The sequence below is a fragment of the Methylobacterium sp. 285MFTsu5.1 genome (assembly GCF_000383455.1).
Classification (GTDB): Bacteria; Pseudomonadota; Alphaproteobacteria; order Rhizobiales; family Beijerinckiaceae; genus Methylobacterium.
This window is the reverse complement of record NZ_KB911271.1, coordinates 19,869-32,653: the sequence shown is the minus strand read 5'-3', so window position 1 is coordinate 32,653 and position 12,785 is coordinate 19,869. Positions and strand designations below refer to the sequence as shown.

Genomic DNA, 12,785 nt, shown 5'->3' with positions numbered 1-12,785 from the left:
TAAGTTACACGCCGTTTCCGGGAACCGCAATCGTGCCGATTCTTGGATAGGGTTAACGCTTTCGACTCATGGCGCCGCCGGCAGCGCGCGGCCCGATCCGGACAGCGCGCACGAAAAAGCCCGGCGCGAAGGCCGGGCTCGAGACCGTCTCGGTGGTGCGTGGCGTCTTAGGCGGCGAGCGCCTTCACGCGGGCGGCAAGGCGCGAGACCTTCCGCGAGGCGTTGTTCTTGTGAACGATGCCGTGCTGGGCGGCGCGCATCATCTCGGGCTCGGCGGCGCGGAGGGCGGCCAGCGCGTCCTGCTGGTTACCGGTGGCGATGGCCTCCTCGACCTTGCGGACGAAGGTCCGCATGCGCGAGCGGCGTGAGCGGTTAATCGCCGTGCGCTTGGCGATCTTGCGGGTCATCTTCTTGGCCGAAGCGGTGTTGGCCATGTACGTCCTCGTGTTTCTCGTCGGGCGATGCCGACGGGCCGGCTGTGCCGGAAATCGGTCGTCGCGTCAGGTTGTCTGGCGATGGCCGAGACGCAACGCGCGCGAAAGCGCGGCCCCTCGGCGAAGCGGCTTCTATAGTCAGGGGGGCGCCGCGCGTCAACGCGCTCGGAGGCGAAACCGGATCGCGGGCCTCGGCCTCAGTCCGGGCGCCGAGACGCATCCGGCAGACCTCCCCGAAGACGTCGGATCGCGGGAGGCCGCATCGCCGCGACGATGACGGGCGCCGGCCGGCTCTCGCAGGAGCGCTCCGGCTATTCGGGCCAGCGCAGGGCCGCCGCCGCCGCCAGCGTCCCGACCACGGCGGCGATCAGCGTCAGCGCCGCCAGCACCGCCAGCGGCACGAGGAACGGCACCGTGCCGCCGCTCGCCGCCTGCGCGGCCGAGACGCCGAAGATCAGCGTCGGGATCATCAGCGGCAGGACCAGCACGGCCAGGATCAGGCCGCCCCGGCGAATCGAGGCGGTGAGCGCCGCGCCCACCGCGCCGATGAAGCTCAGGGCCGGGGTGCCGGCGAGCAGCGTCAGGGACGTCGCGCCCATGGCGGTGCCGTCGAGGGCCACCAGCAGCCCGAAGAGCGGCGCGGCCAGGGCGAGCGGCAGGCCCGTGGTCAGCCAGTGCGCCGCGACCTTGCCGAGCACCACAAGCTCGAGGGGCACCGGCGCGGCGGTCATCAGGTCGAGGGAGCCGTCCTCCTCGTCGGCCTGGAACAGGCGGTCGAGGCCGATCAGCGTCGCCAGAACGGCGGCGAGCCACAGGATCGCCGGGCCGATCCGCGACAGCAGGTTGAGATCGGGCCCGAGGGCGAAGGGCACCAGCGCGACGATCATCAGGAAGAAGACCAGCGACAGGGCGCCGGAACCGCCGACCCGGCCGGCGAGGCGCAGGTCGCGGGCGACGAGGGCGATGACCGCGCGAATCACGCCCACTCCTCCAGCACGTCCGCGACCGGCGCCGCGGCAGCGGTCTCGATGCGCAGCTCCGCCGCGCGGGCGAGGCCGAGCGACTGGTGGGTGGCGGCGATCACGAGCCCGCCGCCGGCCCGATGGCCCTCCATCAGCTCGGCGAGCACCGCCTGCGAGGCCGTGTCGAGGGCGGCGGTCGGCTCGTCCAGGAGCCAGAGCGGACGGGCGCAGACGAGGAGCCGCGCCAGGGCCACGCGCCGCCGCTGGCCCGCCGACAGATAGGCCACCGGCAGGTCGTGCGCGTGGCCGAGGCCGAGCCGCACCAGCGCGGCGCGCGGGTCCAGGCGCGGCGCGCCCAGGAGCCGCTGGGCGAACAGGAGGTTCTCGCCCGCCGTGAGCGAGCTCTTCAGCCCGTCGCGGTGGCCGACCGCGTGGAGGCACTCGGGCAGGCTCGCCTCGCCGACGTCGGAGACGTCGACCCGCCCGGCATCGGCCCGCAGCCGGCCCGACAGGATGGCGAGGAGGCTCGACTTGCCCGCGCCGTTCCGCCCGGTGATCGCCAGGGCGTCGCCGGGTCCGAGGGCGAAGGACAGATTGGCGAAGATGCGGCGGCCGGAGCGGCGGCAGGCCAGATTGTCCACGCTGAGCCGCACCCGATACCCCGCCCTCGTCCCGCCACCGCGCGGCCGCTCGGCCAATCGCCGACTCCATGCCCGATTGCGCCGCGGAACGGAACCGCACGGCCCAGCTGCGCTTTCGTTCTGCAACGGAGGATTGCCCATGGCCGAGGCGAGAAACCCGAGCGAGACCGAGGTCGCCGCGACGCCCGACGCGGTGGCCGGACGCGCCAAGGTCGAGGCGCGCATGGCGCAGTGCACCCCCGAGGAGCAGACGGCGTTCTGGGAGGCGGTCGGCCGCTGCTTCGGCGGCGGCAAGCCGCCGGAGATGAAGCCGGCCTCCGGCTGATCAGCCGCCCTTCCGCGCCAGGGCCCGCAGCGCCCCGCGAAACGTCCGCACATCCTGCTCGGTCAGGCACATGCGGTGAAGCATGTCGCGCATGTTGCGGGCGATGATCTCCTTCTTCTCCGGCGGGTAGAAGCCGGCCCCGTCGAGCGCCGCCTCCAGGCTTCCGAACAGCGCGATCAGCGCCTCGCGGGTCGCCGGCGGCGACAGGAGTTCGCCCGTGAAGGGCAGGCGCGCCCGGCCGTTCGCCTGCCGCCACGCGTAGCCGACCAGCAGCACCGCCTGGGCGAGGTTGAGCGAGGGAAAGTCCGGGGAGACCGGGAAGGTGACGATCGCATCGGCGAGCGACACCTCGTCGTTGGTGAGGCCGACCCGCTCGCGGCCGAACATCACCGCGGTGCGCTGGCCCTCACGGGCCGCGAGCTCGCCCATGGCCTCCTCGGGCGCGAAGACCCGCTTCATCTGCCCGCGCTCCCGCGCCGTGGTCGCCAGCACGTACCGGCAGTCGGCGATGGCGTCGGCGACGCTGCCGTAGATCGTGGCCGCGTCCAGGACGTGCGTCGCGCCCGAGGCCGCCTCGCGCACGCCCTTCTTGGGCCAGCCGTTCTTCGGGTTGACGAGGCGCAGCTCCGAGAGGCCGAAATTCGCCATGGCACGGGCGGTCATGCCGATGTTCTCGGCGAGCTGCGGCTCCACCAGGATCACCGCGGGGGCGATCCCGGGCGGCAGTTCGGTGACCTTCCTCGGGAAAACCTCGGGGGCGTCGCCCTGTGCGTCTCGGCTCGTCATGGCGGCCGTCTGGCACGGCGGGCCCGCACCCGTCGAGGGCCGAGTGACGATGCCGCCCGGATGACAGCGAGCGCCTTCCGTCGCCGGAAGGGCCGCGCTATGTCGCGGGGCGATTCCGGCCCGGGGCGCCCGTCAGGCCACTCGGGACAACGACCGCACGGCCCTTGCATGCCGTGCGCGGGGACAACGCGGGAAGGCATCGGTCCATGGCGAAGATCAAGGTAGCGAACCCCGTCGTCGAGCTCGACGGCGACGAGATGACCCGGATCATCTGGGCCGAGATCAAGAACAAGCTCATCCACCCCTATCTCGACGTCGATCTCGAGTATTACGACCTCGGCGTCGAGCACCGCGACGCCACCAACGACAAGGTCACGGTCGACGCCGCCGAGGCGATCAAGCGCCACGGCGTCGGCGTGAAGTGCGCCACCATCACCCCCGACGAGCAGCGGGTGCAGGAGTTCGGCCTCAAGGAGATGTGGCGCTCGCCCAACGGCACGATCCGCAACATCCTGGGCGGCGTGATCTTCCGCGAGCCGATCATCTGCAAGAACGTGCCCCGCCTGGTGCCCGGCTGGACCCAGCCCTTCGTGATCGGCCGCCACGCCTACGGCGACCAGTACCGCGCCACGGACTTCAAGGTGCCCGGCAAGGGCCGCCTGACCATCAAGTTCGAGGGCGATGACGGCACGGTCATCGAGAAGGAGGTGTTCAAGTTCCCCGAGGCCGGCGTCGCGATGTCGATGTACAACCTCGACCAGTCGATCATCGACTTCGCCCGCGCCTCGATGAACTACGGCCTCGCGCGCAAGTACCCGGTCTACCTGTCGACCAAGAACACGATCCTCAAGGCCTATGACGGCCGGTTCAAGGACCTGTTCCAGAAGGTCTACGAGGAGGAGTTCGAGTCGAAGTTCAAGCCGCTCGGCATCACCTACGAGCACCGCCTGATCGACGACATGGTGGCCTCCTGCTTGAAGTGGTCGGGCGGATACGTCTGGGCCTGCAAGAACTACGACGGCGACGTGCAGTCCGACACGGCCGCGCAGGGCTTCGGATCCCTCGGCCTGATGACCTCCGTGCTGATGACGCCGGACGGCCGGACCGTCGAGGCCGAGGCCGCGCACGGCACCGTCACCCGCCACTACCGCGAGCACCAGAAGGGCCGCGAGACCTCGACCAACTCGATCGCGTCGATCTTCGCCTGGACCCGGGGCCTGTCGCACCGCGCCAAGCTCGACGGCAACGACGATCTGGCGAAGTTCTCCGCGACCCTGGAGAAGGTCTGCGTCGACACGGTCGAGGCCGGCCACATGACCAAGGACCTCGCCCTCCTCGTCGGACCGGACCAGAAGTGGCTCTCGACCACCGGCTTCCTCGACAAGGTTGACCAGAACCTGAAGACCGCGATGGGCGCCTGAGGCTCCAGCCTCGACGCGAAAAGCGGCGGGCGCCCTCCGGGACGGCCGCCGCTTTCACATCCGCGTGCCGCCGGCGCCTCAGGCGCCGCTCGCCTGGTCCTGCGGACCCGTCTGGGCGAGGGCCCGGGCGACCTCGAGAAGCAGGAGGTCGATGGCGGCCCGCATCAGCGGATCGCCGACCGAGTCGATGAGTTCGCGAACCCGCAGGCACTGCGCGGCGAGCGCGTCCAGCGCGGTATCCTTGCTGTCGAAGATCATGTTCAGGCCACCAGGTAAGCGGGTTCGGAGACGAGGACCGAGCGACTGTCGCCGCGGACGGCGCGGAGCTTGGCCAGGGTGCGGGCGTCGAACCGGGCGGTCGCGGCCATGATCTCCTCGCCGGCGATCTGGACGGGCAGGCCGAGCGGCTGCGGGCGGAAATGCAGCTGGATGACGTGGATCATGTAGAGGGTCGGCATCTGCAGCAGCAGGCTGTTGACCCCGTGGGCGAGGCCCCACTCCACGATCCCGGTGAGCAGCGCGATCGAGACCGGATTGACGACGCGGCCCTTGGCCCGGTGCGAGCGAGCGACGCCCTGGCGGGTCCACTCCCAGATCTGGGGGCCGACTGGCCGCTCGCCCTCGCAGAGCTGCGGCAGGACGTCCGACAGGAGATGCGGGCGCGTGGTCGGCAGGAGCCGGCTGTAGCCGACGACGGTGTCGTCCTCCATGGCGAGGAAGTGGATCGCGTGCGGCGTGTCGAACTGGTCGATCTCGCGGCCGTCCGGCCTAGCCAGCTCGCTCCAACCCTTCTCGGCGACGAAGATGTCGTGGCGCAGGCGCCAGGCCTGCTCCATCGCGTCGGCGTAGCGATCCGCGTTGGCGGGGGTGACGATGTGGATCACGAGCAAACCTCACGTTGGTCTGGCGTGAGTTTTCGTCGTTTCACCGGGGGCTGTGTACTACGAGAAACCGTAGGGTCCGCGAGCGCAGCCGGCAGCGGCGCCAAGGACTTGCCGCGGTGCGAACCGCGTTCACCGATGCCGGGCCGCGGAATGTGCGGACTGCGTGGCGCGTTCTCTAGGTTATCAGACCCGCTCGGAGCGCCTGCGCCACGGTGTGGGCGCGGTTGACGGTGTCGAGCTTCGCCCGGGCCGAGCGCAGATGGTAGTCGACGCCGGCGGCAGTGATGCCCATGACGATGCCGATCTCGACGTCGGTCTTGCCCTCCGCCGCCCATTGCAGGGTCTCGCGCTCCCGCGGCGAGAGGCGCACCGGCGCGCGCCCAGCCGGCCGGCTGTTCATCAGCAGCAGCTGACCGACCGCGTAGGTCGCGACGAGGTTGAGGGCGACGCGCTCGGCCGGATCGATCTCGATCCGCTCCCCCGAGACGCTGATCCCGCCCGGCTCGCCGTCGAGGGTCACGAACGGGATCGTGATGCCCGCGCGTATGCCGAAATCGCCGGCCTCGTTCATGACGCGCCCGGCCGTCGGGGTATCCGGCAGCACGGCGCTCCAGTCGAACGGCGTCGCCGTGGTGCACAGCCGCCGGACCGTGGGGTCGTGGAGCGCGTAGCCCTGCGTCACGTACCGGCGGGCCCAGCCCTCCGGCATGGTGCTCGCGAGCACGAACCCGGCGTGCCGCCGCTTCGGCAGGCCGGGTTCCGGGACGATCCCGGCCATGATGTACGAGACCCCGTAGCGGGTGAAGGCGTCGACCAGGAGCCGCGCGATCTCGTCGGGCGATGCGGCCCGTTCCAGATCGCGCAACACGCTGAAGGTCCTGTCGAGGTGCTTCGAATGCGGCATGCCCTAGCTCGAAATTGATGCACGCACTGCGACAAATGATGAGTCGAACGCAACCTGAGGATGGCATCGCCGCCGCTGAAAGGCTAGGGTAGCCGCGGAAAGCTCTGCCGTTTGAATCGGTCCAGCGGGCGGAGTGCGAGTTTCAACGGTATGACTGACGACGCGACCCCGCCGACGACGCGCTGGCTACTGGAACGGATCGCAGCCACGCTGAATGTTTGTCCGACCTATTTCCTCCAGACGGAGCGGCCCGACGAGACCGCGGCGGACCAGGACGCGCGCGACTGCGCGGAGGTCGCCGCGCTGTTCCAGGCGATCAAGTCGCCGGCGCGGCGCACCGCCGTCCTGAACCTGCTGCGCGAGATGAGCCGCGAGACCTGACGGCGCGTGCCGCACGCCCGCCGCTCCGCGGTCAGGCCGCCACGAGGAGCGCGGCCCCGGCGACGCCTGAGAGGACCAAGCGCAGGCGGCCGAGCCAGAGGGGCGTGAGCCCGCGGCGGGGCAGATCCTGATCGATGAGGCCCCAGGCGAGCACGAGGCCGCCGAGGATGCGCAGGTCCCACGGTGCGGGGGCGGCCATCGCGGCCCAGGCGACCAGGGATGGCACGATGGCCACGAGATAATCGCCGTTGCCGCCATTGCGCGCCGCGGCGGCGCCCCAGCGGATCCCGCCGAGGAACGAGGCGATCACGGCGCCGTAGGCCGACAGGATGGTGCGCGGCGACAGGCCGATGCTGCTCAGGCCGCCGTCCGTGCCCGACACCGCAAGGGCAGCGAAGCCCAGGAACGGGATGAGTCCGGCCACGCCGAGAACGATTGCGCCGATCGGGACAGAGTTCCGGTGCGCCATCCATCCTCCGGGCATCGGCAAGGGTTGGCGACCCGCGCGATCCGACCCCGGTCCGACGCCGCCCTGCCGCAGCGTTCCCGCATCGCGGCGTGGCGGTCAAGGTCGGACCCGCGGCCGGGCCGCGGGCCCGCAGCGGCGTCAGCTCCGGCGCGGCGGCGCCGTGAACGGGACAGCGCCGGGCATCGGCGCGCCGAGGAGGGACATCGGCGCGCTCGCCGGCATCTTCGGCGCGGGCGGCTCGTTGACCGCCGCGTCGATCTTTCGCGGCTTGAAGTTCGCCGCGAGGCTCTTGGCGCTGGCGAGATCGGCGGGGCTGAGCTTGTTGGCCACGTCGTCGCGCTTCTTGCCGGCATCGTCGTCGCCTTGGCTCGCGGCGGCGGAGAACCACGCGTAGGACTGGATCAGGTCCTGCGTCAGGCCGAGGCCGCGCGCGTAGAGGACGCCGAGATTGTACTGGCTGTCGCGGACGCCGAACTCGGCGCCCTGCCGGAACCACGAGGCCGCGGAGGCGAAATCCGGCTTGCCGTTGGCGGCCGGGTTCTCGGCGTAGAGCACCGCCAGATTGTGCATGGAACGGGCGTGGCCCTGCTCGGCGGCGCGGCCGTACCAGAGCTTCGCCTTGTCGAGGTCGCGGACGACGCCCGAACCCTTCTCGTAATGGCCCGCGACCTTGTACTGGGCGGGCGCGTAGCCGGCCGCGGCCAGCTTCTCGAAGAGCTTGGCGGCGATCGACAGATCGCGCGGCATGCCGCGGCCATCGGCCTCCCGCGTGGCGAGGTCCCAGATCGACGCGCCGTCACCATCGAGGGCGGCGAGCTTCACCTTCGCCAGCGCCGGCGGCAGGTTGCCGAACTCGGCCTGCAGGCTGTTCATCCCCGAGACCTGCGGCACCGCCGCCTTGGCATTGGGCCGGGCGTCCGGGGGAACGGAGTTGGGCAGAGACTGGGTCGTCGTCGGATCAGCCGGCGCCGGCTTCGACTCCGCGCTCTCTTTGGCGGCGTCCTTCGAAGCGTCCTTCGAAGCGTCCTTGGAGACGTCCGCATTGTCCTTCTGGACCTCCGCGGCATCGCCGCGGGACGGCGCGACCTGGCTCGTCGGAGCCGCCGGCCGCGGCTCGTCCGCGCCGCGCATGGTGATCGCCTGGAGCGCGCCGAGAGCCAGCACGATGGCCGCGAGGCCGAGCAGCAGCGGCCGGCGCCGGCGATCGATCTCGGCGCGCAACCGTCCGAGGCGGCCGGTCGCTGCCCCCTGGAGAGCGGCGACCCGGTCACTCCGGGCTTCCCGGCGCTCGGCGGGCGCCTCGGTGGCCAGCTCCGCCTGGGCAGCCTGGGCCGCCCGGCGCGCGGCCGCGATGAAGCTGGTCTTGATGTCGGTCTCGGACTTGGAGTCGGCCGCGGATCGCGCGGCGACGACGTCGCCGAGGCGCTCCTGCGCGGCCCGGCGGGCGGAGGGCTCGCGGGCCGCGCGCGGCTCGCGCGGCGGCCGGCCGCTGCCGGGCTCCAGAAGGTCGTCGGCGAGGCGGGATGCCTCGGCATTGTCGCGCCGCGACCTTGCGCGCGCCTCGACGGGCGCGAGGGCCACATCCGGGCTCGTAGACGACATCAGGCGCTCGTCGAGGGACGGCCCCCGCGCCGGGACGGTCTCGGCGGGCCCGAGCCGGACGAGGAGCCGCTCCAGGGCCGACTGAACCCCGTCGAGGGTCGCGCCGAGGCGCTGATCGGAGGCCACCTGCCGGGCCTGCATGTCCGCGAGGCTGGCGCGCAGGAGGCCGATCTCGCCCGACTCGGCGGCACCGAGGCCGGATGTCTGCAGGCTCTGCGCGACGGCGTTGCGGGCGGCGCGCTCCATCGCGGCCTCGCTCGGCGCCGATTCCCGGAGCGCCGTGACCTGCCGCAGCAGGTCGCTCATCGTGCGCTCCAGCCCGGCCAGCGCCGGATCGGCGCTGTGCGGCGCGTCGAGGCGGCCGGCCAGCGAGACCACCTGCCGCTCCAGGGCGTCGAGGCCCTCGTGCTCGGACCTGGTGCCGACCTGATCGACCTTGTCGGCGAGGCTGCGGAGCATGGCGTGGATGGAGGCCATGTCGCCCGAGCGGGCCACGTTCACGTCGCCGGTGCGCTCGGACCAGTCGTCCCGCGCGCAGAGCACGTCGACCTTCTCGGCGAGTGCCTGGATCTGCTCCGCCAGCGCCGCCGGCGCGGCGATCTTCACGTCGCTGCGGATCTCCTCCAGGATCGGCCGGAGGTCCGGGCCTGCGGCCGTCCGCTGCAGCTGGGCGATCTGCGCGCTCACCGCCTGCAGGCTCTGCGCGAGACCCTGGATGCGCTCCGGGCCGGCGAGCGCGGCGATCTGACGGCGGATCTCCTCGAGTTCGGCGAACAGGCCTGCGAGGGTCCGGTCGTCCGGACCGGCGGCGCCGGTCGCGGCGGCGGTGTCGAGGCGCTCGGCGAGGCGCCGGACGTCCTCCGCGACGCGGCTGTGGACGTTCTCGGCCACCTCCTCGGCGAGGCGCTCGACCTGGGCCCGGACCTGCTCGATCGGCACCGCGATGGCGGTGAGATCGGTCCCCGCCTGGGCGCGCTCGATGCCGCTCGCTAGGGTGACGACGGCCTGCTCGAGGGCGCCGATGTCCCGGCTCGTCGCGAGCTGGTTGATCGCCTCCCGCAGGCGCGTGGTCTCCTCCTGAAGCTCGATCAGGGCGGTCGACGGGGCGACGCCCTCCTCGATCCGCGCCTCCAGACGGCGGGCGAGGTCCAGGCGCATGCTGGCGACGACGCCGCCATCGGCCGCGGACGCGGCGAGCGCCGGCTCGGCGCCCTGTGCCAGCTCGCGCTGGCGCTGGCGGATGTCCTGGACGGCGCTGCGGATGTCGGCGGCGGCGGGACGCGGGCGACGGCCGGGCGGCCGGGTCGCGGCGACCTGCTCGCCGAGCTGCGACATGCGGCGCTCGATGTCGCCGAGCCGCTCGGTGACCTGCTGGACGGGGGCCGACTTCAGGGCGCGCTCGATGCGGGCCTCGATCTCCGCGAGGCGGCGCGCCTCGGCGTCCTGGGCGGCGCGCCGCTCGTGGTCGAGGGCGCGGTCGAGACCGTCGAGGCGGTCCATCAGAGCGGCGATACCGTCGCCATAGCCCTCGGCGCGCGGCGCTGTCCCGTGGGCCCGCTGGTCGGGCGAGGCCGGCGGGAGGGCGCGCTCGGCCGAGGCCTCCGGCCGGTTGCCGCCGAGGGCGAGCTGCTCGGCGCGGTGGCGCCGCCGGTGCCGGCGATTTCCCTGACCGGCCGATTGCTGCTGCGGCACCACCGACGCGATCCAGGTCTCGAGCGGGACCCCGGCCCGCGCCGCCACGTCGCGGGCCGCGTCGAGCACCTCGGGATCGAAACTGTCGAGCTGCGGCATCGCGTTGCGGGTCATCGGTGGCCTGTCGTCGGCAGCGTTCGGCGTCCGTTTCCTCGGCGCAGAGCGGGACCGGAATTCGGTATCCACGGACGCACGCGTCGGATCGTTCGAGCGTGACCATTAACTTTCTTGGTAAACACGAAGTTAAGGTTTGATGGGCCCGGTAATGGCCGCGACCACGCGGCTGCTGAGGAACGGCCGCGCCTGTCGCGCTCCGGGCGGGCGAAGCCGTTGCTCCGGGAGCGGCGCGGCGTTTACATGCGGCCAACGCGGCGGGCCGTTCCGAGAGGCCCGCACCAGACGGGGGAAGCCAGAGATGCCGCAGTATCGCGCTCCGGTCGAGGATACGCTGTTCTTGCTCACCGACGTCCTCGGCTTCCATGCCCGGGACAACCTAGCGGGCTTCGCCGACGCCTCGCCCGACGTGGTCGAGGCCGTCCTGCGCGAGGGGGCGAAGCTCGCCGAGGAGGTGCTCGCCCCGCTCAACCGCACGGGCGACGTCGAGGGCTGCCGCCGCGAGGCCGACGGGACGGTGCGCACGCCGACCGGCTTCAAGGCCGCCTACGACACCTACGCCAGCGGCGGCTGGATGGGCCTGTCGGTGCCGGAGGCCTATGGCGGCCAGAGCCTGCCGCACACCCTGAACACGGCGATCCAGGAATTCGCCTCGGGCGCGAACCTCGCCTTCGGCATGTATCCCGGCCTGACGCAGGGCGCGATGGCCGCATTGCTGGTCCACGGCTCGGAGGAGCAGAAGGCGCTGTACCTGCCCAAGATGGTCGAGGGCGCCTGGACCGGGACCATGAACCTGACCGAGCCGCATTGCGGCACGGATCTCGGGCTTCTCAAGACCAAGGCCGTGCCGAACGGCGACGGCTCGTACAGCATCACCGGCACCAAGATCTTCATCTCGGCCGGCGAGCACGACCTCGCCGAGAACATCGTGCACCTCGTCATCGCGCGGATCGAGGGCGCGCCCGCCGGCACAAAGGGCATCTCGCTGTTCGTGGTGCCGAAATTCCTGGTGAACGCCGACGGGTCCCTCGGGGCGCGCAACGGCGTGTCCTGCGGCTCCCTCGAGCACAAGATGGGCATCCACGGCAACGCCACCTGCGTGATGAACTACGACGGGGCTACGGGCTGGCTCGTGGGCCAGGAGAATCGCGGCCTCAACGCCATGTTCGTGATGATGAACGAGGCGCGGCTCGCCGTCGGCGTCCAGGGCCTCGGCCAGTCCGAGGTCGCCTACCAGAACGCCGCCGCCTACGCGAAGGACCGGCTCCAGGGCCGCGCCCTGACCGGCGCCAAGGCGCCCGAGAAGGCCGCCGACCCGATCATCGTCCATCCGGACGTGCGCCGCACGCTGATGCAGATCCGCGCCTTCAACGAGGCGGCCCGGGCCCTCATGCTCTGGACCGCGCTCCAGGCCGACATCCTGCACCGCTCCGAGGATGCCAAGGAGCGGCAGGCCGCCGACGACCATCTCGGCCTGATGACCCCGGTGGTGAAGGGCGTATTCACCGACCGCGGCTTCGCCAACGCGGTCGAGGCCCAGCAGCTCCTCGGCGGCCACGGCTACATCGAGGAATGGGGCATGTCGCAGTTCGTGCGCGATGCCCGCATCGCCATGATCTACGAGGGCGCCAACGGCATCCAGGCCATGGACCTGATCGGCCGCAAGCTGCCGAAGGACGGCGGCCGGGCGATGATGACGTTCCTGGGCGAGGTCCAGACCTTCCTTAAGGACCACGGCGAGGATCCCGCCATGGCGCCGTTCACCAAGCCACTCCAGGCCGGGCTGAACGACCTCCAGGGTGCCGTGATGTGGCTGATGCAGAACGCGTTCAGCAAGCCCGACAATGCCGGCGCCGGCGCGACCGACTTCATGCACCTCTTCGGCCTCGTGGCCCTCGGCTACATGTGGGCGAAGATCGCAAAGGCCGCCCAGGCCAAGCACGCCGAGGCCCCCTCCCCCCGCTGGGAGTCGAAGCTGACGAGCGGCCGGTTCTTCATGGAGCGGATGCTGCCGGAGACCGCCCTGCGCCTCAACCGGATCAAGGCCGGGGCCGAGAGCACCATGGCGCTGGAGGCGGAGGCGTTCTGAGCAGCCCGCCGGCTGTGCGCCTCGCGCCAGCCGGCGGCTTCTGGTCAGATCGCTGGAAGCACCGCCGTCCTTGCGAGCGGA

Annotated in this window: 13 protein-coding genes; 4 read left to right on the top strand and 9 right to left on the bottom strand. The window is 71.7% G+C overall.

Annotated features, from left to right (window positions below):
- Window positions 1-167 precede the first annotated feature (167 nt).
- The 3 genes from rpsT to ccmA all read right to left on the bottom strand — a co-directional run bounded on the left by rpsT (window position 168) and on the right by ccmA (window position 2,049).
- A complete protein-coding gene (rpsT, locus tag H288_RS0104400; protein ID WP_007561677.1) occupies window positions 168-434 on the bottom strand; it encodes a 30S ribosomal protein S20 in 267 nt (88 codons plus the stop codon).
- A 311-nt stretch (window positions 435-745) separates the two neighbouring features.
- Window positions 746-1,414, bottom strand: a complete 669-nt coding sequence (ccmB, locus tag H288_RS0104395) for a heme exporter protein CcmB (protein WP_026604658.1) — start codon at window positions 1,412-1,414, stop codon at window positions 746-748.
- On the bottom strand, window positions 1,411-2,049 hold the full coding sequence (ccmA, locus tag H288_RS0104390; protein WP_020091380.1) for a heme ABC exporter ATP-binding protein CcmA: 639 nt from the start codon (window positions 2,047-2,049) through the stop codon (window positions 1,411-1,413). The genes ccmB and ccmA overlap by 4 nt, the downstream gene beginning before the upstream one ends.
- A gap of 127 nt (window positions 2,050-2,176) precedes the next feature.
- On the opposite strand from ccmA, the gene H288_RS0104385 reads away from it, so the two are divergent.
- Entirely contained in the window at window positions 2,177-2,362 is a 186-nt protein-coding gene (locus H288_RS0104385; protein ID WP_020091379.1) for a hypothetical protein, read from the top strand.
- Here H288_RS0104385 and H288_RS0104380 read toward each other — a convergent pair whose 3' ends face one another.
- Window positions 2,363-3,148, bottom strand: a complete 786-nt coding sequence (locus H288_RS0104380) for an RNA methyltransferase (RefSeq protein WP_020091378.1) — start codon at window positions 3,146-3,148, stop codon at window positions 2,363-2,365. It lies immediately after the preceding gene.
- Between the two features lie 206 nt (window positions 3,149-3,354).
- On the opposite strand from H288_RS0104380, the gene H288_RS0104375 reads away from it, so the two are divergent.
- Window positions 3,355-4,569: an NADP-dependent isocitrate dehydrogenase gene (locus H288_RS0104375; protein WP_020091377.1), complete on the top strand. Its 1,215-nt coding sequence runs from the start codon at window positions 3,355-3,357 to the stop codon at window positions 4,567-4,569.
- 78 nt (window positions 4,570-4,647) lie between these two features.
- Here H288_RS0104375 and H288_RS0104370 read toward each other — a convergent pair whose 3' ends face one another.
- The 3 genes from H288_RS0104370 to H288_RS0104360 form a co-directional block, all read right to left on the bottom strand.
- Window positions 4,648-4,827 (bottom strand): hypothetical protein, encoded by a 180-nt coding sequence (locus tag H288_RS0104370; RefSeq protein WP_020091376.1) that lies wholly within the window; start codon window positions 4,825-4,827, stop codon window positions 4,648-4,650.
- Between the two features lie 2 nt (window positions 4,828-4,829).
- Window positions 4,830-5,453 (bottom strand): acyl-homoserine-lactone synthase, encoded by a 624-nt coding sequence (locus H288_RS0104365; RefSeq protein WP_026604656.1) that lies wholly within the window; start codon window positions 5,451-5,453, stop codon window positions 4,830-4,832.
- Between the two features lie 175 nt (window positions 5,454-5,628).
- Window positions 5,629-6,357, bottom strand: a complete 729-nt coding sequence (locus H288_RS0104360) for an autoinducer binding domain-containing protein (RefSeq protein WP_020091374.1) — start codon at window positions 6,355-6,357, stop codon at window positions 5,629-5,631.
- Window positions 6,358-6,507: 150 nt separating this feature from the next.
- On the opposite strand from H288_RS0104360, the gene H288_RS0104355 reads away from it, so the two are divergent.
- The gene (locus tag H288_RS0104355) at window positions 6,508-6,738 is read left to right on the top strand and encodes a hypothetical protein (protein ID WP_020091373.1); all 231 of its coding nucleotides are present in this window, start codon (window positions 6,508-6,510) and stop codon (window positions 6,736-6,738) included.
- 31 nt (window positions 6,739-6,769) lie between these two features.
- On the opposite strand, the gene H288_RS0104350 is transcribed toward H288_RS0104355, so the two are convergent.
- Together H288_RS0104350 and H288_RS0104345 are read right to left on the bottom strand one after the other, a co-directional pair.
- Entirely contained in the window at window positions 6,770-7,207 is a 438-nt protein-coding gene (locus H288_RS0104350) for a DUF3429 domain-containing protein (RefSeq protein WP_020091372.1), read from the bottom strand.
- 138 nt (window positions 7,208-7,345) lie between these two features.
- A complete protein-coding gene (locus H288_RS0104345) occupies window positions 7,346-10,615 on the bottom strand; it encodes a tetratricopeptide repeat protein (RefSeq protein ID WP_020091371.1) in 3,270 nt (1,089 codons plus the stop codon).
- A 301-nt stretch (window positions 10,616-10,916) separates the two neighbouring features.
- Here H288_RS0104345 and H288_RS0104340 point away from each other — a divergent pair, with 301 nt between their 5' ends.
- On the top strand, window positions 10,917-12,704 hold the full coding sequence (locus H288_RS0104340) for an acyl-CoA dehydrogenase C-terminal domain-containing protein (protein WP_020091370.1): 1,788 nt from the start codon (window positions 10,917-10,919) through the stop codon (window positions 12,702-12,704).
- Window positions 12,705-12,785 lie beyond the last annotated feature (81 nt).

What these genes read in the sequence shown, in the direction of transcription:
- rpsT (WP_007561677.1), bottom strand. Translation starts at nt 434, where the DNA reads ATGGCCAACACCGCTTCGGCCAAGAAGATGACCCGCAAGATCGCCAAG.
- H288_RS0104385 (WP_020091379.1), top strand. Translation starts at nt 2,177, where the DNA reads ATGGCCGAGGCGAGAAACCCGAGCGAGACCGAGGTCGCCGCGACGCCC.
- H288_RS0104380 (WP_020091378.1), bottom strand. Translation starts at nt 3,148, where the DNA reads ATGACGAGCCGAGACGCACAGGGCGACGCCCCCGAGGTTTTCCCGAGG.
- H288_RS0104375 (WP_020091377.1), top strand. Translation starts at nt 3,355, where the DNA reads ATGGCGAAGATCAAGGTAGCGAACCCCGTCGTCGAGCTCGACGGCGAC.
- H288_RS0104370 (WP_020091376.1), bottom strand. Translation starts at nt 4,827, where the DNA reads ATGATCTTCGACAGCAAGGATACCGCGCTGGACGCGCTCGCCGCGCAG.
- H288_RS0104360 (WP_020091374.1), bottom strand. Translation starts at nt 6,357, where the DNA reads ATGCCGCATTCGAAGCACCTCGACAGGACCTTCAGCGTGTTGCGCGAT.
- H288_RS0104355 (WP_020091373.1), top strand. Translation starts at nt 6,508, where the DNA reads ATGACTGACGACGCGACCCCGCCGACGACGCGCTGGCTACTGGAACGG.
- H288_RS0104350 (WP_020091372.1), bottom strand. Translation starts at nt 7,207, where the DNA reads ATGGCGCACCGGAACTCTGTCCCGATCGGCGCAATCGTTCTCGGCGTG.
- H288_RS0104345 (WP_020091371.1), bottom strand. Translation starts at nt 10,615, where the DNA reads ATGACCCGCAACGCGATGCCGCAGCTCGACAGTTTCGATCCCGAGGTG.
- H288_RS0104340 (WP_020091370.1), top strand. Translation starts at nt 10,917, where the DNA reads ATGCCGCAGTATCGCGCTCCGGTCGAGGATACGCTGTTCTTGCTCACC.